General features: G+C 72.9%; 15 protein-coding genes. 8 read left to right on the forward strand and 7 right to left on the reverse strand.

What is annotated here, in order from left to right:
- Positions 1–161: 161 nt before the first annotated feature.
- From ACIO3P_RS00450 to ACIO3P_RS00460, 3 genes are read right to left on the reverse strand one after another with little or no spacing between them, the layout of a single operon-like run.
- Positions 162–1,226 carry an iron chelate uptake ABC transporter family permease subunit gene (locus ACIO3P_RS00450; protein ID WP_329823981.1) on the reverse strand — a complete coding sequence of 355 codons (1,065 nt, stop codon included), beginning with the start codon at positions 1,224–1,226 and terminating at the stop codon, positions 162–164.
- On the reverse strand, positions 1,223–2,263 hold the full coding sequence (locus tag ACIO3P_RS00455; protein WP_329823980.1) for an iron ABC transporter permease: 1,041 nt from the start codon (positions 2,261–2,263) through the stop codon (positions 1,223–1,225). Before ACIO3P_RS00455 ends, ACIO3P_RS00450 begins: the two co-directional genes overlap by 4 nt.
- 16 nt (positions 2,264–2,279) lie before the next feature.
- Complete coding sequence (locus tag ACIO3P_RS00460; RefSeq protein ID WP_329823979.1) at positions 2,280–3,332, reverse strand: iron-siderophore ABC transporter substrate-binding protein; 1,053 nt, start codon at positions 3,330–3,332, stop codon at positions 2,280–2,282.
- Positions 3,333–3,716: 384 nt separating this feature from the next.
- On the opposite strand from ACIO3P_RS00460, the gene ACIO3P_RS00465 reads away from it, so the two are divergent.
- The 6 genes from ACIO3P_RS00465 (at position 3,717) to ACIO3P_RS00490 (ending at position 12,042) form a co-directional block, all read left to right on the forward strand.
- Positions 3,717–4,316 (forward strand): antibiotic biosynthesis monooxygenase, encoded by a 600-nt coding sequence (locus ACIO3P_RS00465; RefSeq protein ID WP_329823978.1) that lies wholly within the window; start codon positions 3,717–3,719, stop codon positions 4,314–4,316.
- A gap of 79 nt (positions 4,317–4,395) precedes the next feature.
- Positions 4,396–6,624, forward strand: a complete 2,229-nt coding sequence (gene pabB / locus ACIO3P_RS00470) for an aminodeoxychorismate synthase component I (RefSeq protein ID WP_401849605.1) — start codon at positions 4,396–4,398, stop codon at positions 6,622–6,624.
- Entirely contained in the window at positions 6,621–8,228 is a 1,608-nt protein-coding gene (locus ACIO3P_RS00475) for an AMP-binding protein (RefSeq protein ID WP_401849606.1), read from the forward strand. Before pabB ends, ACIO3P_RS00475 begins: the two co-directional genes overlap by 4 nt.
- Positions 8,229–8,314: 86 nt before the next feature.
- Positions 8,315–9,916, forward strand: a complete 1,602-nt coding sequence (locus ACIO3P_RS00480) for a class I adenylate-forming enzyme family protein (RefSeq protein ID WP_401850176.1) — start codon at positions 8,315–8,317, stop codon at positions 9,914–9,916.
- Position 9,917: 1 nt separating this feature from the next.
- Positions 9,918–11,138, forward strand: a complete 1,221-nt coding sequence (locus ACIO3P_RS00485; RefSeq protein WP_401849608.1) for an FAD-dependent monooxygenase — start codon at positions 9,918–9,920, stop codon at positions 11,136–11,138.
- 37 nt (positions 11,139–11,175) lie between these two features.
- Complete coding sequence (locus ACIO3P_RS00490; RefSeq protein WP_401849609.1) at positions 11,176–12,042, forward strand: aminotransferase class IV; 867 nt, start codon at positions 11,176–11,178, stop codon at positions 12,040–12,042.
- Between the two features lie 134 nt (positions 12,043–12,176).
- Here the strand turns inward: ACIO3P_RS00490 and ACIO3P_RS00495 are convergent, their stop codons facing one another.
- Positions 12,177–12,668 carry a carboxymuconolactone decarboxylase family protein gene (locus ACIO3P_RS00495; protein ID WP_329823973.1) on the reverse strand — a complete coding sequence of 164 codons (492 nt, stop codon included), beginning with the start codon at positions 12,666–12,668 and terminating at the stop codon, positions 12,177–12,179.
- A 259-nt stretch (positions 12,669–12,927) separates the two neighbouring features.
- On the opposite strand from ACIO3P_RS00495, the gene ACIO3P_RS00500 reads away from it, so the two are divergent.
- Positions 12,928–13,956 carry a sporulation protein gene (locus ACIO3P_RS00500; RefSeq protein WP_401849611.1) on the forward strand — a complete coding sequence of 343 codons (1,029 nt, stop codon included), beginning with the start codon at positions 12,928–12,930 and terminating at the stop codon, positions 13,954–13,956.
- A gap of 283 nt (positions 13,957–14,239) precedes the next feature.
- Here the strand turns inward: ACIO3P_RS00500 and ACIO3P_RS00505 are convergent, their stop codons facing one another.
- Genes ACIO3P_RS00505 through ACIO3P_RS00515 form a run of 3 tightly spaced genes read right to left on the reverse strand, consistent with a single transcriptional unit; the run spans position 14,240 to position 16,556 of the window.
- Positions 14,240–15,145 carry a biotin-dependent carboxyltransferase family protein gene (locus ACIO3P_RS00505; RefSeq protein ID WP_329823971.1) on the reverse strand — a complete coding sequence of 302 codons (906 nt, stop codon included), beginning with the start codon at positions 15,143–15,145 and terminating at the stop codon, positions 14,240–14,242.
- On the reverse strand, positions 15,142–15,798 hold the full coding sequence (locus ACIO3P_RS00510) for an allophanate hydrolase subunit 1 (protein ID WP_401849613.1): 657 nt from the start codon (positions 15,796–15,798) through the stop codon (positions 15,142–15,144). The genes ACIO3P_RS00505 and ACIO3P_RS00510 overlap by 4 nt, the downstream gene beginning before the upstream one ends.
- Positions 15,795–16,556 carry a LamB/YcsF family protein gene (locus tag ACIO3P_RS00515; RefSeq protein WP_401849615.1) on the reverse strand — a complete coding sequence of 254 codons (762 nt, stop codon included), beginning with the start codon at positions 16,554–16,556 and terminating at the stop codon, positions 15,795–15,797. Before ACIO3P_RS00515 ends, ACIO3P_RS00510 begins: the two co-directional genes overlap by 4 nt.
- 434 nt (positions 16,557–16,990) lie before the next feature.
- On the opposite strand from ACIO3P_RS00515, the gene ACIO3P_RS00520 reads away from it, so the two are divergent.
- On the forward strand, positions 16,991–19,183 hold the full coding sequence (locus ACIO3P_RS00520; RefSeq protein ID WP_401849616.1) for a glycoside hydrolase family 9 protein: 2,193 nt from the start codon (positions 16,991–16,993) through the stop codon (positions 19,181–19,183).
- Positions 19,184–19,320: the final 137 nt, after the last annotated feature.

Here is a 19,320-nt window from a genome sequence, read left to right on the forward strand (position 1 = left end):
ACCGATCGAAAATGTTCGTTCACGCCGATGAGTATGGTGGTTCTCTGCGCTTTTGACCCTCCGCCTGTCGAAATGGCAGGCACGTGGCCCGCGGGAGCGCTGGACCGTGCCGCCACCCTTCGCGGGGGTGGCGGCACGGTCGCACTGGTAGCGGCGCGCTCCTACAGCACTCCCTTGCGCCATTCGCGGATCAGCAGATACCCGAGGTACGCGCCCCCGATGGCCAGCGTGTAGATGCCGACCGGCAGGTCCTCGAAGAGCGGCAGTTGCTGCGCGCAGAGGTCGGCGAGGACCAGCAGCAGGGCGCCGACCAGGGTGGAGAGCATCAGGTGGGGGCCCGAGCCGCGGGTGAGGCGTTTGGCGATCTGCGGGGCGGTCAGGGCGATGAAGGCGATCGGGCCCGAGACGCTGACCGCACCGGCGGAGAGGACGATCGACAGGACGACGGCCAGGGTCTTCGTGGTCCTGGGCTCGGAGCCCAGCCCCCCGGCGATCTCGTCGCCCATCTCCGCGATGTCGAGACGGCGCGCGATCAGCGCGGTGCAGGGGGCCACGAGGAGCAGGACCAGCCAGATGGTGGCCGCGTGGTCCCAGGCCCTGGCCGCCAGGCTGCCGTTGATGTAGGCGGTCAGGACGGCCGCCTTGTCGCGTTCCACGGCGTAGACGACGTACTGGGTGACCGCCGTGGCGATCGCCGCCACCCCGATCCCGGCGACGACCAGGCGTCCGGGGTTACGGAATCCGCTGCCCGTGGAGACGTACACGAGCGCCATCGCGAGCACGGCACCGAGGAGGGCGCCGAGCGGTACGGGTACGGTGCCGGGCAGCAGGAGCGCCACGATCGCGGCGCCCGCTCCGGCGCCTGCGCCCAGCCCGATCACGTCGGGGCTGCCCAGCGGGTTGCGGGTGACGGACTGGAACAGGGCGCCCGACAGTCCGAGCGCCGCGCCCGTGCCCACCGCCACGGTCAGCCGCGGGCCGCGCAGCCGCTCCAGGACGAACACGTCCGTACCCCGGGCCCCGCCGGTGACGGCGGCCGGGAGATCCGCGAGCGCGATCCCGAGCCGCCCCAGGGACAGGGTCGCGATCGCGGCGGCCACGGTCAGGACCACCGTGACCAGGGCGACGACGACGGACCTGCGCCGTACCGGCACCGCCACCGTGCGGCCGAGGGTGAGAAAGCCGCGCGGCGCCGCGGTGCGGACCATGGTCTGATTCCCCGTCATGTGTTGCCCTTCATCCTGCGCACGGCCACCAGCAGCGCGGGCGCCCCGACGAACGCCGTCACCACGCCGACCATCAGCTCCTGCGGACGCAGGACGATCCGGCCCAGCACGTCCGCCAGGAGCAGCAGCGCGGGACCGGCGATCGCCGAGAACACGATCTGTATCCGGAAGTCGACGCCGACGACGGCGCGCACGATGTGCGGCACCGCGAGGCCGACGAAGGCGATGGGGCCGACCGCGGCGGTCGCCGCCGCGCTCAGCAGGGTCGCGGCGACCAGCCCGCCGGCGCGGACGAGCGCCGGGTTCGCGCCGAGGGAGGCGGCCGAGGCGTCGCCGAGCGCGAGCGCGTTGAGGCCGGGTCCCAGCAGCAGGGCCAGGACGAGACCGGTCGCGGCGAACGGCAGCACGGACCAGAACACGTCGAAGTCCCGGCCGCCGAGCGCCCCGACCACCCAGTAGCGGTAGCTGTCGAAGACCTTCGGCCTGCTCAGGGTCACCGCCTGGATGAACGCCATGAGCACCGCGGAGAGCACGGCTCCCGCCAGCACCAGCCGTACCAGGGAGGTGCTCGCGCCCGCGGAGCCGATGACATGGACCAGGAACCCGGCCAGCAGAGCGCCGGGCAGCGCCCACCACATGGTGTCCGTCCGGCCCGTCGCGCCCAGGAAGGCCGTCGCCGCGACGACGCTCGCCGCCGCGCCGGCGTTGATCCCGAGCAGCCCCGGGTCCGCGAGGGGGTTACGGGTGACCCCCTGCATCAGTGTTCCGGCGACGGCGAGGCAGAGGCCCGCGAGCACGCCGAGCGCCGTCCTCGGGTAGCGGCTCTCGACAACGGTGGCGACATAGGGATCGGCGGTCCCCGCGAGGACGTCCATGACATCCCCGAACGACGTGGTCCTGCTGCCGAACATCACGCTCGCGATCACCGCGAGGACAAGCACGACGACCCCGACGAGCAGGGCGTACACCCGGCGGGCGGTCCCGGCACGCGAGGTGCCGGGACCGCCCGTACGGGCCGGTGCGGTGGTGGTGGTCATCCGGTTTCCGTACGCCTTACTTGTCGAGCTTGGTGACGGCCTTGTCGATCAGCGGGAGGTAGCGGTCGATGACCCAGGGAACGGTGAGCGGGTTGATGATCGACGACGCCGTGACGAAGGAGGGGTCGTCGCTGGCGACGAGGGAGTCACGCTTGACGGCGGGGATCGCCGAGTACAGCTTCTGCGCCTCGATCTCCTTGCGGGTCTTGGCGTCGGAGTAGAAGGTGAAGACGAGGTCGCTGTCGGAGAGCTTCTCCGCGTTCTCCAGACCGATGAGCGCCGAGTCGGTGCCCTTGGTCTCCTTGAACGTCTTCACCACCGGGTCGACGGTGAGACCGAGGGAGGAGACCATCTCGACGCGCTGCTCCTCGGGGAGGAAGACGCCGAGCGTGCCCGGGCCGGAGGTGTAGATGTACGAGAACGAGACGTCCTTGTACTTCGGCCGGGTCGCGGCGGCGTCCGCGAGCTGCTTCTTGATCTTCGAGGTCAGCTTCTCCGCGTCGTCCGGCTGTCCCAGCGCCTTGGAGATGATCTCGATCTGCTCGTCCCAGTTGGTGCTCCACGCCAGCTCGGGGTAGGCCACGGTCGGGGCGATGTCGGAGAGGATGTCGTACTGCTCCTGGGTGATGCCCGACCAGGGTGCGAGGATCACATCGGGCTGGAGTTCGGTGATGGCCTCGAAGTCGATGTCCTCCCCGCCCGCGAACTGGGTCGGCAGTTTGTCGCCGGACTTCTTCACCGCGTCGTGGATCCACGGCAGATAGCCGGACTTGTCGCTGCCCCACTCGTAGCTCTCGATGCCCACGGGCGTGTGGCCGAGGGCGATGGCGGTCTCCGCGGACCCCTGTCCCAGGGTCACGACCCGCTCGGGCTGCTCGGTGATCTTCGCCGATCCGAGCGCGCTCTTGATGGTGACCGGGAACGCCCCGTCGCTCGCGCCGTTCTTGGCCGGAGCACCGGAGTCCTCCTTCTCGGCCGACGAGCAGCCGCCCAGAACGAGTGCGAGCGCGGCGGCGGTGGCCGTGACGGCGAGAGTCTGTCGACGCGCGCGGGTGAACCAGGATGGCATGGGTGTTCCTCAGGTTTCGTGGACAGCGTAGATCACAGAATCTTAGGCAAGCCTAAGCTAAGTCGCATTTTCGTTTCAACTGGCCGGTGATGGGCGCTTCGCGCGGCCGCCCCCTCGGACGCCGACGCGACACGGCGCGCGCGGCGGGCACCCCGACGGGGCGCGCGGCGGGCACCCGCGGGGCGCCGGCGGGGCCGCCCCGGGGCGGCATCCGCGCGAACCCCCTGTCCGGAGGGTGTGAAGAACCCCCGGCAAGGATTCACAGGATTACCCCGGACCCGATTGAACACGTGGCACAGTGCTTTCGTATTCAAGGACGTCCGGCTCGATGAAATGGGATCACCGGCCGAGGCATCACGGCGCCGTGATGCCGAAAAGGAGGTCATGGCCGGAGTGCAGAGCGAACCGATCACCGTCACGACCGCCTACCAGGTCGCGCCGGGCCGCGAAAGCGAGTTCCGTTCATGGGCGATGGCCGTGCTGGGTGCCGCGGCCCGCGTTCCCGGCTATCTGGGCGGCGGAGTTCTCGCCCCCGGTGAGGCCGGCTCGGAATGGCATGTCATTCACCGGTTCGACTCCGCGTATTCCGCGGCGGCCTGGGAGGGGTCCGCCGCTCGGACCGAGTTGGCGTCGTACGGGGATCAGCTCGCCCGGGAGACCGGGCACCGGAGGATACGAGGTCTCAGAGCCTGGTTCGAGGGCCCGGCGGAGGTGGCGCAGCCGTCGCCGCCCCGGCCGCCGCCGAAATGGAAGTTGTGGTTCGTGAACATGGGTGCCGTCTTTCCGCCGGTGCTCGTCTTCAACCTGACGGTGATTCCCTACCTAGGCGGTCTCAACGCACTCGTACGGACACTCATTCTCTGCCTGAGCGTGACGGCCATTGTCACCTGGGTGCTGATGCCACGTCTTCAGCGCTTTCTCAAGAAATGGCTGTATCCGCCTCTCCAGGCGTTCCGTGGACGGCACAAGCGCCGGGCCGCGTAAGGGGAACGCGCGGAGAAACGGGCACGGGACGAGGCACGGAACCGCACGGCCCCGGAAAGACGAAAAGGAGGTGGGCCGGGTGAAGACTCTGCTCATCGACAATTACGACTCGTACACGTACAACCTGTTCCAGCTCATCGCCGAGGTGAACGGCGAGGAGCCGGTGGTACTGCTCAACGACGCGCCGGCCGGCGCGGAGCTGGATCTGCGGGCGTTCGACAACGTCGTGGTGTCCCCGGGGCCGGGACATCCCGGCACGGCGCGCGACTTCGGCATCGGTACGGCGCTGCTCGCCCGGTCCGGGATCCCCGTTCTCGGGGTGTGCCTCGGCCATCAGGGCATCGCGGTGGGCGAGTTGGCCCAGGTGGTGGCGGCGCCCCGCCCCCGGCACGGCCATCTCTCGGTCATCCGGCACGACGGCCGGGAGCTGTTCCGCGGGATACCGCAGAACTTCACCGCCGTGCGCTACCACTCGCTGGCCGTACGGGAACCGCTGCCGCCGACCCTGGAGGCCACCGCGTGGGCCGAGGACGGGGTGCTGATGGGGCTGCGGCACCGTACCCGTCCGATGTGGGGCGTGCAGTTCCACCCCGAGTCGATCCTCACCGAGTTCGGCCACCGGATGCTCGCCAACTTCGCGGAACTCACCGCCTCCTGGTCGCGTACGGACCGCTCGCGCACCGGAGGGCGCAGGACCGCACCGGCCTCCCGCACCCCGGCGCGGACGAAGGTGAGAGCGGGGACGGGGGCGCCGTCCTCGGGGACCGGCCGGAGCCCGGTCTTAACCACCGGGATGGGCCGCTACCGACTGCACAGCAGGATGATCGACACGCCGGTGGACCCCGAGGCGGCGTTCACCCGGATGTGCGCCGACGCGCCCCGCGCGTTCTGGCTGGACAGCGCGCGCGTCGAGGCGGGGCAGTCCCGCTTCTCGTTCTTCGGGGACGGTACGGGCCCGCTCGCCGAGTTCGTACGGTACGACGTCGAGGCGGGCCGGAGCGAGGTCGAGCGGACCGGACGGGCCGTCCGCCGCGTGCCCGGCAGCGTCTTCGACTACCTCGGAAGGCAGTTGGCGCTGCGGAGGGTGGACGCCCCGGAGCTGCCCTTCGGCTTCACGGCCGGCTATGTCGGCTACTTCGGGTACGAGATGAAGGCCGACTGCGGGTCCCCGGGCCGCCACCGGGCCGAAACCCCCGACGCCTGCTGGCTGTTCGCCGACCGGATCGTGGTGGTGGACCACCAGGAGGGCGCGACGTACGCGGTCGCCCTCGCCGAGCACACCCCCCGCGCGGCGCGGGAGGCCGCTGAATGGCTCGACTCGGCCGTGGCGCGGCTGAGTTGTGTGCCCACCGCCCAGACGCCCGCGGCGCCGCGTCCGGCCGCCGCCGACCTCGGCGCCGCCGAACCGTGGCTGGAGCGCGACCGTACGGCGTATCTCGCCGACATCGAGTCCTGCCAACGGGAGCTGGCGGACGGAGTGAGTTACGAGATCTGTCTCACCAACGCCGCCGACCTGCCGGCGCCGCCCGACGCGTACGACTACTACCGGGTACTGCGCCGCCACAACCCGGCCCCGTACGCGGCGTATCTGAAGTTCGGCGAGGTCGACGTGGCGTGCTCGTCGCCCGAGCGGTTCCTGCGGATCGGGCGGGACGGCACCGTGGAGGCCCAGCCGATCAAGGGCACCGCGCCGCGCGGCGAGGGCCCCGAGGAGGACTCCCGGCTGCGGGACTCGCTCGCCGCCGACGAGAAGACCAGGTCCGAGAACCTGATGATCGTCGATCTGCTCCGCAACGACCTGGGCCGGGTCTGCCGGACGGGCACGGTACAGGTGCCCCGGCTGATGGCGACCGAGACGTACGCGACCGTGCACCAGTTGGTCTCCACCGTTCGGGGACGGCTCAGGGAGGAGAAGGACGCCCTGGACTGCGTACGCGCCTGCTTCCCCGGCGGTTCGATGACCGGGGCGCCGAAACTGCGCACACTGGAGATCATCGACCGGCTGGAGACCCGGGCCCGCGGTGTGTACTCCGGCGCCCTCGGCTATCTGAGCTGCAACGGCGCGGCGGACCTCAACATCGTGATCCGTACGGCCGTGTTCAGCGGCGGCCGGATGCGGCTCGGGGCGGGCGGCGCCGTCGTCCTGGGCTCCGATCCCGCGGCCGAGTACGACGAGATGCTGCTGAAGACGGCCGCCCCCATGCGCGCCTACCTGGACCACACGGTCCGGGCCCGCGCCCCGCACCCCGCTGTCCCGGTCGCCACTGTCCCCGTAGCCGCTGTCCCCGTAGAGGAGCCGGTCCGATGACGCCCCCCACCACCCTGCGCCTGACGCCCCGGTCCGCCCCGCGTCCCCCCGCCGCCCCACCGGAGCCCGCAGCCGTGGCCGCCCCGGCCCGGGGGCGTACGGGCACGGCCAGGACCTGCCCCGGCAATCTGGCGGCCGACCTCGCCGACCTGGCGGAGCGGCACGGCTGGACCGACCGGCCCGCGTTCCACCAGGACCACCGGGTCTGGACCCACGGCGAGGTGCACGCCCTCGCGGCGCGCGCCGCCACCGTACTGGCCGACCGCGGGGTCGCACCGGGCGACCGGGTGCTGCTCGCGCTCCCCGACTCCGTCACGTGGGTGACCACCTTCCTCGCCCTGGCGCGGCTCGGAGCGACCGCGGTCCTGGTCAACCCCGAACTGCCGCGCGCCGACCATGACTTCATGGCCGAGGACGCCGGGGTCACGCTCGGGGTGACCGGCCCCGGTCTGGAGGACCGCCTCCCGCCGGAGCAGCGGCTGTTCGGCGACCAGCTCCTGGCGCTCGCCTGTACGGCCGCCCCGGCGGATCCCCGGCCGGCCGGGTCCGGCACGCCGCTGTACGTCCAGTACACGTCCGGGACCACCGGGCGCCCCAAGGGGGTGGTGCACCATCACGGGGACCCGGAGGCGTACTTCGAGTTCATCGGGAGGCGGCTGCTGCGGATCGGCCCCGACGACGTCACCCTCTCGGTCTCCAAGCTCTTCTTCGCGTACGGCTTCGGCAACGCGTTCGTCTTCCCGCTCTTCTCCGGCTCCTCCGCCGTCCTGGTCGGCCGGCGCCCCTCCCCCGCCGCCGTGGACGAACTGGTCGCACGCCACCGGGTGACCCTGCTGTACTCCGTGCCGTCGGCGTACGCGGCGCTGGTCGCCGACCGGGCGGACGGGCACGCGGCGTGCTTCGCGTCCGTACGCGCCGCGGTGTCGGCCGGTGAGGGGATGCCCGCCGGGCTCGGGGAGCGGGTCACCGAACTGCTCGGCGTGCCCGTTCTGGAGCAGATCGGCTCGACCGAGGTCGGTCACGCGTTCTGCGCCAACAGCCTCTCCCACAACACACCGGGCACCGTGGGCCGTCCGGTGCCGGGTTACGAGGTGCAGCTCCGGGACGGCGACGGGAGGCCGGTACCGGACGGCGAGGAGGGCGAACTGTGGGTGAAGGGGCCGACGTTGACCACCGGGTACCTCAACCTGCCCGAGGACAGCGCCCGCGCCCTGACCGGCGGCTGGCTGGCCACCCGGGACCGGGCCCGGCGCGCTCCCGACGGCACGTACCACCATCTCGGCAGGACGGACGACCTGGAGATGGTGGGCGGGATCACCGTGTCGCCGCTGGAGATCGAGAGTGTGCTGCGGACGCATCCGGCGGTCCGTGAGATCGCCGTGGCGGCGTTCACCGACGAGGAGGGCGCCACCCGGCTGCGGGCGTTCGTCGTCCCGGCCACGCCGGTCGAGGACGCCGAGGCCCTGGAGGCGGGGATCGTCGGGCTCGCCCGGGAGCGTCTCGCACCGTTCAAGGTGCCCAGGACCGTCCAGGTCGTGGAGTCCCTGCCCCGCACCCCCACCGGCAAGCTCCGCCGCCCTCTCGTGCGCCGGGGTTCCTGGTGAACTCCCCTCGATCCTCTCGACGTTCAGGAAGGACCGCCACCGTGCGACATCCCCTCTTCCCCGAGCGCGGTTTCTCCCTCGGGCTGATGTTCCACCAGGCAGCCCGCCGGTACGGTGCGCTCCCGGTCACCCTGGACCGGCCGCTGGATGTGAGCCCCGGGGCGGGGCTCGACCTGAGCTGTCCGGAGCTGGCCGCCCTTGTGGACGACATCTCGGCACGGCTCTGGGCGGCGGGTGTCAGGCCGACCGAGCGGGTGGCCATCCACAAGTCGGACAACGCCGACATCGTGGTGCTGGCCTGCGCCGTCTCCCGGATCGGGGCCGTGCCCGCGCTGCTCTCGCCGGGGCTGCACGGCCGGGTGGCCGGTGAGCTGCTGGAGCGGCTGGACCGGCCCTGGCTGATCACCGACCGGGCCACACTGGAGGGCTCGCTGCGCGACGCCGGGACACCCGCGGCGGACGGCGCAGCGCCGGGTGCCCGCGCCCCCGGGGTCACCGGGCTGGTCCGGCAGGTGCTCACCGTCGACCGGGCCGCCTGCGGCACGGACGGGGCGGACGGCGCCGTACCGCTGGACGCGTACGCCGGCGCTCCGCCGCACGCGCCGGTACGGCTCCATCCGCGCGAACCCTCGCTGATCACCCACAGCTCGGGCACGACGGGGGTGCCGAAGCTGGCGGTGCACTGCGCGCACACCATGTGGAACCGGCTGGTCCCGCAGAAGGCGATGGGCTGGCCCACCCGGGGCGAGAGCGCGGCGCTGCACCTGTCCTTCGTCCACTCCCGCTTCTACCATCTCCTCGGTGTGCTGCTGCACTTCGGCAGCCCGCTGCTGCTGATCGTCGACCCCGATCCGGCCTCGGTGGGGCCGCTGCTCGCCCGGCACCGGCCGGGCATCGTCGAGACCCACCCCAACACCTTCGTGCTGTGGGAGGAGTTGGCCGACGCGCCCGGGGCGCCGCTGTCCGGGGTGCGTGCGTACGGGTCCACCTTCGACGCCATCCACCCCCGTACCGTGCAGCGGCTGCTGAGCGCCTCCCGGCGGCGGGCGCCCTGGCTCGTGCAGCTCTACGGGCAGAGCGAGACGGGCCCGGTGGCGTTCCGGTGGTACTCGCGGCGCGGCGCGGCGAAGGCGGACGGCAGACGGGTCGGGACCGCGATCCCCGGGTTCACCCGGGTACGGATCGCGGACCGCGAAGGGCGCCGGGCCGCCCCCGGTACCCCGGGCCGGATCGAGGCCCGCACCCGGGGCCTTGTCCTCACCTATCTCGGCGCGCGGGAGAGTTACGATCGCCAACTACGGGACGGCTGGTGGCAGATGGGGGACATGGGGTATCTCGACCGCTGGGGCGGGCTCTATCTGACCGATCGCGAGGTCGATCTGATCGACGCGGTGAACAGCAATCTGGCGGTGGAGGACGTCCTGATGTCCCGGCTGGAGGAGCTGCGCGAGGTCGTGATCGTGGCGGGCGGCGAGCGCGAGCCGGTCCCGGTGGTGTGTGTCCGGGGTGACGAGCCGCTCGACGCGCGGCGGTGGAGCGAGGCGACCGCGGATCTGCCCGTGATGTCGGCGCCTCTCCAGTGGCGGTTCGACGATCTGCCGAGGACCTCGACGTGGAAAATCAAACGGTTGGAGATCACCGCCATGCTGAACCGGGGCGCGCTGCCCGCCGTCCGCTTCGGGGGCTGAGATGAAGCCTGTCATGGTGGTGGGCGCCGGACCCGTGGGCCTGTCGGCGGCGCTCGCGCTGCGGGCGGGCGGCCTGCCGGTCACCGTGCTGGAGGCGGATCCGCGGGGCCGTGAACGGCCGGGCAGCCGGGCCCTGTTCGTCCACCGGGAGACGTTGCAGCTCCTGGACCGGATGCGGCCGGGGCTGGCGGCCGAGATCGTCGCTTACGGCAGGACCTGGCGCACCAGGCGCACCCTGTACCGGGGGCGTGAGGTCTTCGCGCGGACCTTCCCCGAGCCCTCCCCCGCGCCGAACGGGGCCGGTGCGGCTGCCCCGGGTGGCGCGCCGTTCACGAGTCTGCGGCAGGTGGACACGGAGAGGTTCCTGCTCGCGGCGTGCGAGGCGGCCGGTGTGCGGTTCGAGTGGGGTGCGCGGGTGGAGCAGGTACGGGTGTCGAGGAACGGGGTCGGCATCACCACCGGGGACGGCAGGGACTGGTCGGGCGGCCATGTGATAGCCGCCGACGGCGCCCGCTCGACGGTGCGGGCGCAGCTCGACATCCCGATGCAGGGGGTCCGTACGGAGGGGTTCCACGTGGTGGTGGATGTCGCCGACATTCCGGGGGCCGAGCTGCCCCTTGAGCGGGTGTTCCACTACGAGCATCCGGGGGCGGGCGGGCGCACGGTGATGCGGGTGCCGTTCACCGGGGGGTTCCAGATCGATCTCCAGTGCCGGGAGGACGACACGCCCGAGGCGTACGGGACGACGGAGGCGGTACGGGGATGGCTGCCCCGGCTGGTGGGGGACGGCTACGCGGAGCGGGTGCTGTGGGTGTCGACGTACCGCTTTCTGCGGAAGGTGGCGGCCGAGTTCACCGATCCGCGCCGCCGGGTGCTCTTCGTCGGCGAGGCGGCGCACCTCTTTCCGCCGTTCGGCGCGCGGGGTATGAACAGCGGTATCGCGGACGCGGCGGCGGCTGCCGCCGCGGTCGTCGCCGGGACCGCCACCGGGTCGGCGCGCCCCGTCGAGGAGTTCGCCGCGGCCCGGCGGGAGGCGGCGCTGTTCAACAGCGCCGCGGCGGGGGCGGCCCTGGACCATCTCCGGCCGCGGCGGGCCCTACGGGTCAAGCAGCGCGCGGCGGCGGCGCTCTCCCCCGTGCTGCCGTGGTGCGGCGAGTGGCTGGAGCGCGCGCCGTACGGTCCCCGGCACGGGGTGCCGTTGGGCGCGGGCCGCAGGTACTGACAGGCTGGGTGTGATGGACGACAGGAGGTATGACCGGATGGCGGCAACACCGACCGATCGCGCGGAAGCGGTCACGGAGCGGGTTCTGGGCTGGGAGCCGGGCCATGGCCTCACCGTCATGGCGGAGATGTCCGGCGGGCCCCCGGGGTCCGGCGGCGGCGCGGGCGGGGCCGGCGGCGTGCTGCCGGCCGCGGACTCGTGGCTGGTCGCGGACGGGCGGGTGCGCGCGCTCGCCCGGCACCGTGAACGGTTCCTGCGCGCCTGCGCCGAGACCGTCGAGCTGCCCCACGGCCAACTGGCGGCTTTCTGGCAGGACATGACGGCCGCGCTGCCGCGCGAGGGGGCGTGGTTCCCCCGCGTGGAGCTGGCGCCGCCGGGGCGGACTCCCCTGCTGAGGCTGCGGCTGCGGGCCGCTCCGCCGCTCACCTCGGAGGTACGGGTGTGGGCGGAGGGCCAGCCCGATCCACGGGCGTTCCCCCGGCGCAAGGGCCCGGACCTGGACACGCTGGCGGGGGTACGGCGCCGGGCGGCCGCCCACGGCGCCGACGAGGCGCTGTTGACGTCCACCTCGGGGCTGGTGCTGGAGGCCGCGTACTCCAGTGTGATGTGGTGGGAGGAGGAGACGCTCTGTGTGCCCTCCCCGACGCTGCCGGTGCTGGCGGGGGTCACCGCGGCGGTCATCCGCGAACGGGCCCGGCGGGCCCGGATTCCGTTCGTCGCCTGTGAACGTACGGTGGCGGATCTGGAGGGCCGTGAGGTGTGGCTGGTGAACGCGCTGCACGGGATCCGTCCGGTGACGGCCTGGACGGGGCGGCCGATGCGGGCGGGGGCGGCGACCCGCGCGCCGGAGTGGCGGGAATGGCTGGCCGGAATCACCGAGCCGCTTCCGGTGGACTGGCCGTAACTCCCGCCGCCCGTTCGGGAAATGCGTCCGGCGGGTGAACGGAGTTCGGGGGCAGGGAAATCGGCTCCGGATTCGACGGCGGACGCGGATATCGCGCCGGGCCGTATTCCACGGCCCGGCGCGATATCCCTGGTTCAGGAATTCCTGGGGACCGGCTGGTAGGCGCCCGGGGTCATTCGGGTGGCGATGGCGATGCGGTTGTACGCGTTGATGACGGTGGCCGCCCAGATCAACGCGGCGACCTGTGCCTCCTCGAACACGGCGGCGGCCTCCGCGTAGACCGCGTCCGGCACCTGGCCGTCGTGGACCAGGGTCACGGCCTCGGTCAGCGCGAGGGCGGCGCGCTCCCGCTCGCTGAAGAACGGTGTCTCACGCCAGGCGTTCAGCGCGTAGATACGGTGCTCGGCCTCGCCCTGGGCACGGGCGTCCTTCGTATGCATGTCGAGACAGAAGGCGCAGCCGTTGATCTGCGAGGCGCGAATCCTGATCAGTTCCAGGATTTCCGGCTCGACCTTGGCGTCACGCGCCGCGGAGACGGCGGCGGAGTGCAGGGCGCCCATCGCACCGGAGACGTCCGGGGTCAGTTTCTTCAGCGGTACACGGGGCGCGGATTCATTGCGAGTCATACCCGAACCCTATTCCCCGGTACGGCGGCCGGGGAACGGAACCACGAAATACCGGAATGGTGTTTCGGGGAATACGGCGGCCCGGTGGGGTCCGAGGGGCCGCCCGGCGCCCGGATGGCTGAAAACAGTCACCCTCGGGGCTCCCCTTGGGAATCGCTTTACCTTCTGGGGTAGTTCTGGTGGCGCCCCACACCCCGCCGGTCCTCAGCGGGGATCAGTGCAGGGAACGACAGAAGCATATGAAGGAGTGGACGCCACGATGGTGTTCAAGAAACTGCTCGGAGCCGTCGGTGTCGGCGGTCCCTCGGTCGACACGGTGCTGGACAGCACCACCGCCGTCCCCGGCGGTCCCCTGACCGGCCGGGTGCTGCTGCGCGGCGGCAAGGCGGACGTGGAGATCGAGCAGATCACGCTGGACCTGGTCGCCCGTGTGGAGGCGGAGGGCGAAGAGGGGGAGAGCGAGGGAACCGTCGTCTTCGACCGTACGGTGGTCGGCGGCGGCTTCCGGCTGGCCGAGGAGACCGAGCACGCCGTGCCGTTCTCCCTGGCCCTTCCGTGGGAGACACCGCTGACCGAACTGCACGGCCAGCCGCTGGGCGTGGTGCTGGGCGTACGGACCGAACTGGCGGTGGCCGGGGCGCGCGACAAGGGCGACCTGGACCAGCTCGGGGTGGCGCCGCTGCCGGTCCAGGAGGCGGTCCTGGAGGCGCTCGGGCAGCTCGGCTGGGGATTCAAATCGGCCGATCTGGAGCTGGGGCACATCAATGGCACCGGTCAGCGGCTGCCCTTCTACCAGGAGTTGGAACTCACGCCGCCCGCGCAGTACGCGCACACGGTGAACGAGATCGAGGTGACGTTCCTCGCCGCGCCCGACGGGATGGAGGTCGTCATCGAGGCCGACAAGCGTGGCGGGCTCTTCTCCGGCGGCCACGACACCGTCCACCGGTTCACGGTCGCGCACCACGACGTGGCGCGGACGCCGTGGAACACGGAGGTCGAGGGCTGGCTCCGGCAGGTCCTCGACGCGCACGCGTCCCGTGCCGGCCACTACGAGGCGCAGGGGAACGGCGGGTACGGCGGCCACGGCGGGTACGCGGACCACGGCCATGGCGAGCACCACGCCGGTGGGCACCGCTCGGGTCCGAGCACCGGAGCCGTGGTGGCCGGCGTCGCGGCGGGCGTGGCGGTCGGTGTCGTGGGCGGCATGGTCGCCGCGGAGATCGTCGACGAGATCGGTGACGCCTTCGAGGGCGACGAGGAAGACGAGGGCGACGGCGACGACGCGTAGGACCGGTCGGTCCGAAGGGACCGGGGAAGGAAGAAGGCCCCGGCTGGACGGGGGATTCCAGCCGGGGCCGTTCCGTTGTGGTCGCGGAGGGCGGTCCGCCTCGCGGCAGTCCCGGGCGCTCGGGGGGAGGCCCGGGGACACGGTCCCCTCCATGCCCACATATGTATGAACGGAAAACCATCCCTCGGGGTTCCCTTTCCGTGCCACGTGTGGATATGAGACGGGTCATACCGGCCCGCCCCGCCGCTGCCGGGCCCGCCCACCCGTTGCCGGGCCCGCACGGTCACCTCGGGTAACGGCGGGGCCCGTAGCGGCGGAAGCGTACGGCGGCGCCCGGCGGCATCTGTCCGGCGAGGGGCAGGTCGTCCGCGTGGACGACCCCGATGACCGGATAGCCGCCGGTGACCGGATGGTCGGCGAGGAAGAGGATCGGCCGTCCGTTCGGGGGCACTTGGAGGGCTCCGCGGACCATGCCCTCGGCCGGGAGCTCGTCGTCCCCGGCACGGACGAGGGCGGGCCCGTCGAGCCGCACCCCCACCCGGTTGCTCCGGCTGGTGGCCTCCCAGCGCTCCCGGTAGAGGGCCCGGCGGGACGCCTCGTCGAACCAGTCGTCCCGTGGTCCTGGCACCACCCGGAGGGTGAACTCCCGTGGCGGGACGGCGCACGGCGCCAGATCGACTCCGGGCATGGCGCCCGTGGCCGGGGCGACGGGCACCGTGTCGCCCGCCGTCAGGGGCGGCGGGCCGAGCCCGGAGAGCAGGTCGGCCGAGCGGGAGCCGAGGACGGGCGGCACGTCGAGCCCGCCCCGTACGGCGAGATAGGTGCGCAGCCCGGAGGCGGGCGGGCCGAGTTCGAGCAGTTGGCCGTCGGTCACGGCGAGCGGGGCGTTCATCCCGGCGGATCCGCCGTCGAGACGGACCGCGCACGGTGCTCCGGTGAGGGCGAGGTAGAGCACGGCCGGTGCCCCGTCCGGGCCGCGGGAGTGGATCCGGGCGCGCAGCCCGCCGAGGGTGATCTCCAGCGCGGCGGAGTCCCCCGGGTTGCCGAGCAGCCGGTTGGCGAGGGTGAGGGAGCCGGTGTCGGCGGCGCCCGACGTCGTGACGCCGAGATGGGCCCAGCCGGGCCTGCCGAGGTCCTGGACGGTGGTCAGCGGGCCGGGGGCGAGGATCTCCAGGTGGCGTAGGTTCATCGGCCGACCGCCCGGAGCCGGACGGCCCTGCCGGGTACGAGCAGCGCCGGCGGGTCGCGCCGCTCGTCCCACAGGGTGAGCGAGGTGGTGCCCAGGAGGTGCCAGCCGCCGGGTGAGGGGCGGGGGTAGACCCCGGTGAAGCCGCCCGCCACGGCGACGGCGCCCGTCGGGACCTCGGTGCGCGGCTCGGCGCGGCGGGGCAGCGCCAGCAGCGGGTCGGTGCCGGTCAGATAGCCGAAGCCGGGCGCGAACCCGGCGAACGCCACGGTGTAGCGGGGCGCGGTGTGACGGGCGATCACCTCGTCCGTGGTCAGCCCGGTCCGTCGGGCGACCTCGTCGAGATCGGGGCCGTCGTACCGTACGGGAACGGTCAGCTCGTCGTGGTGGGCGGCCGGGCCGGGCCGTACCGCACGGGGTGTCGTGGCGCGGCGGGTCACCTCGCGGGCGAGCGTGTCGTGTCCGGTGACCGCGGGGTCGTAGGTGATCAGCAGGGTGCGCGCGGCGGCGACCAGCTCCCGTACGCCGGGCGGGGTGTCGTCCGCCAGCTCGGCGCGCAGCGCGAGCACGGCGTCGAGTCCGTCGAGTTCGGCGAGGAGGGCCGCGCTGCCCATGGCCCTGAGGACCGGACCGGCGCGGCCGGCGGGCGGGGTCATCGGGTGGTGAAGGGACGGGGGCCGTGGCCCGTGCGGGTGAGTTCGTCGCGGAGCCGGCGGGCGATCGCCACCGCGCCCGGGGTGTCGCCGTGGACGCACAGGGAGTCGGCGCGCACGGGGACGTCGGTGCCGTCGACCGCGGTCACGACCCCTTCGGTGACCATGCGCAGGGAGCGCGCCACGATCACGTCGGGGTCGTGCAGCACGGCGCCGGGTTCGCGGCGGGAGACCAGGGTGCCCTTCGGGGTGTACGCGCGGTCGGCGAACGCCTCCTGGAAGCAGGGCAGTCCGGCGTCGGCGGCGTGGCGCAGCCAGGCGCTGCCGGGCAGGCCGAGTGCGGCGAGGGAGGGGTCGTAGCGGCGTACGGCCTCGGCCACGGCGGCGGCCTGTGTCTCGTGGTGGACGATGGCGTTGTAGAGCGCGCCGTGGGGTTTGACGTAGGTGACGCGGGTGCCGGCGAGGCGGGCGAAGCCGTCGAGGGCGGCGATCTGGTAGACGACGTCGTTGACGAGTTCCGGCGGGTCGACGTCGATGAAGCGGCGGCCGAACCCGGCGAGGTCGCGGTAGCCGACCTGGGCGCCGATAGCGACACCGCGCCGGGCCGCCTCCTCGCACGCGCCCCGCATCACGGTGGGGTCGCCGGCGTGGAAGCCGCAGGCGACGTTGGCGCTGGTGACGAGGGTGAGGAGGGCGTCGTCATCGCCGAGGCGCCAGGCTCCGAAGCCTTCGCCGAGGTCGCTGTTGAGGTCGATCGTCATGGGTCACACCTGCCGGGTCGGGTGGGTCGCGCGAGGAGGCCGAGGGGTCGAGGGCCCTCGGTGGAGCGGGTGGTCCGCCCGTGGAAGGGCCGGTCGGCGCCGGGCGGGCCGCCTCGGGCCGCCCGGTCCTCGGCTTCGGTGATCACGAGGGGTGGTTCCCTCTCTTCCCTGTCCGCACTTGTCGGCTGTCCGCACATGTCGTTCCTCTCCGCGTACGGTCCCAGGTCATGACCGTACGTCCGGCCGCCGTCCGCCCGGTCATTGCCTCACCCTTGACGGTTCGTTCCGTCATTCCCGACCCGTTCGGCCATCATCGGCCGGTGCGCCGGCCCTTTTCCGCGCCGCACACATTGACCGCTTGACGTGTCCATGCGACGCTCCGGTGGGAGCGCTCCCACTTCCTGTTCGAGCCGCCTGCGAAGGGGTCCCCCACCATGCCCGTTCCGACGTATCCGCTCCGCGGCCCACGCCGTACCGTCTCCTGGATCGCCGCCGCGGCGCTCTCGGCGGCGCTGCTGGTCACCGGGCCAGCGACCACCTCCGCCGTCGGCGCCTCCGGGGCCGACGTGTCCGCCGCGGCGGACACCCCGGTGCGTACCAACCAGCTCGGCTATCTGCCGGACGGTCCCAAGCGCGCCACCGTCGTGACCACGTCGGCCGCGCCGCTCACTTGGCAGCTCAAGAACGCGGCGGGCGCGGCCGTCGCCTCCGGGACCACCACCGTCCGGGGCACCGACACCGCCTCGCGCGAGGCCACCCAGCTCGCCGACTTCTCCTCGTACACCGGTACGGGCAGTGGTTTCACCCTGGTCGTCGACGGGCGGAGCAGCCACCCCTTCGCCATCGACGCCGGGCTCTACAAGGCCCTGCGCTCGGACGCGATGTCGTTCTTCTACCAGCAGCGCAGCGGTATCGCCATCGAGGCGTCGCTCGCGGGCGCGGCGTACGCGCGGCCCGCCGGGCATCTCGGGGTCGCGCCGAACAAGGGCGACACGAGCGTGCCCTGCCAGGCCGGGGTCTGCGACTACAGCCGTGATGTACGGGGCGGCTGGTACGACGCGGGCGACCAGGGCAAGTACGTGGTCAACGGGGGCATCACCACCTGGCTGATGGTCAACGCGTACGAGCGCGCCGGACGGGCCGGTACGGCGGCGGCGCTGGGCGACTCCACCCTCAGGATCCCGGAACGGGGCAACAGCGTCCCCGATGTGCTCGACGAGGCGCGCTGGGAGCTGGACTTCCTGCTGCGGATGCAGGTGCCCGAGGGCAGGCCGCTCGCCGGAATGGCGTTCCACAAGATCCATGACGCGGCCTGGACGGCGCTGCCCACCCGGCCCGAGCAGGACGACCAGCAGCGCGAACTGCACCGGCCTTCGACCGCAGCGACCCTCAACCTCGCGGCCACCGCCGCCCAGTGCGCCCGGGTCTACGCCCCGTACGACGCGGCGTTCGCGGCCCGCTGCCTGGACTCGGCCCGGCGCGCCTGGACGGCGGCCCGCGCCAACCCTTCGATGATCGCGCCGGATTCGGACGGGACGGGCGGGGGCGCCTACGGTGACGCGACGGTGAGCGACGAGTTCTACTGGGCCGCCGCCGAGCTGTACGCGACGACCGGGGAGGCCGCGTACCGGGACGCCGTCACCGGCTCGTCCTGGCACACCTCCGCGAACGCCTTCCCCGGGGCAGGGTTCGGCTGGGCGGACACGTCGGCGCTCGGCCGGCTCACCCTGGCCACCGTTCCCACCGGTCTGTCCGCGTCCGACACGGCCCGGATCCGCGCCTCGGTGACCGCCGCCGCCGACGGCTATCTGTCCCTCATGGCGGGCCAGGGGTACGCGGTGCCGATCCCCTCGACCGCGTACGTGTGGGGCTCCAACAGCCTGGTGGCCAACAACGCGGTGGTGATGGCCGTCGCCCACGATCTGACGGGGCAGCAGCGCTACCGCGCCGGGGCGGTCGAGACGCTGGACTACCTGCTCGGCCGCAACACCCTCGACCTGTCGTACGTCACCGGGTACGGGACTCGGTCGTCCCAGAACCAGCACCACCGGTTCTGGGCGCACCAGGCGGACGCCTCGCTCCCCCGCCCGCCGGCGGGTTCGCTCGCGGGCGGCCCCAACTCCGGGCTCCAGGACCCGGTCGCGGAGCAGCAGCTTCCCGGGTGCGCGCCCGCGGCCTGCTACATCGACGACATCGGCTCGTACTCCACCAATGAGGTGGCGGTCAACTGGAACGCCCCGCTGGTCTGGCTCGCTGCCTACGCCGCCGAGCCGTCCACCGGAGGCGGCGGGGGCGGCGATCCGCAGCCGGGCGCGGGGTGCGCGGTGACGTACCGGGTCGACTCCACCTGGACCAGCGGGTTCACCGCGACGGTGACGGTGAGGAACACGTCCACGACCGCCGTCGACGGCTGGACGCTGGGGTGGACGTACGCGGGCGGCCAGCGGGTGACCAGCGCCTGGAGCGCCACCGTCGGCCAGAGCGGTGCCACCGTCACGGCGAAGGACGCGGGCTGGAACCGGGCGATCGCGCCCGGCGGGACGGTGAGTTTCGGCTTCCAGGCCGCCGTCACCGGAGCCAACCCGGCGCCCACCGCGTTCACCCTCAACGCGAGCGCGTGCGGCTGAGAGGCGGGCCGCCGTCCTGCTCGCACGGAGGAGGTGGCGCCCCCCGGCCGGGCGGGGGGGGCCCCCCCCCGCGGGGCGGGCGGGGGGGGGGGGGGGGGGGGGGGGGCGGCGGGGGGGGCCGGGGGGGGGGGCGGCGG

Origin of the sequence: Streptomyces sp. NPDC087310, assembly GCF_044744405.1 — a bacterium.
Classification (GTDB): domain Bacteria; phylum Actinomycetota; class Actinomycetes; order Streptomycetales; family Streptomycetaceae; genus Streptomyces.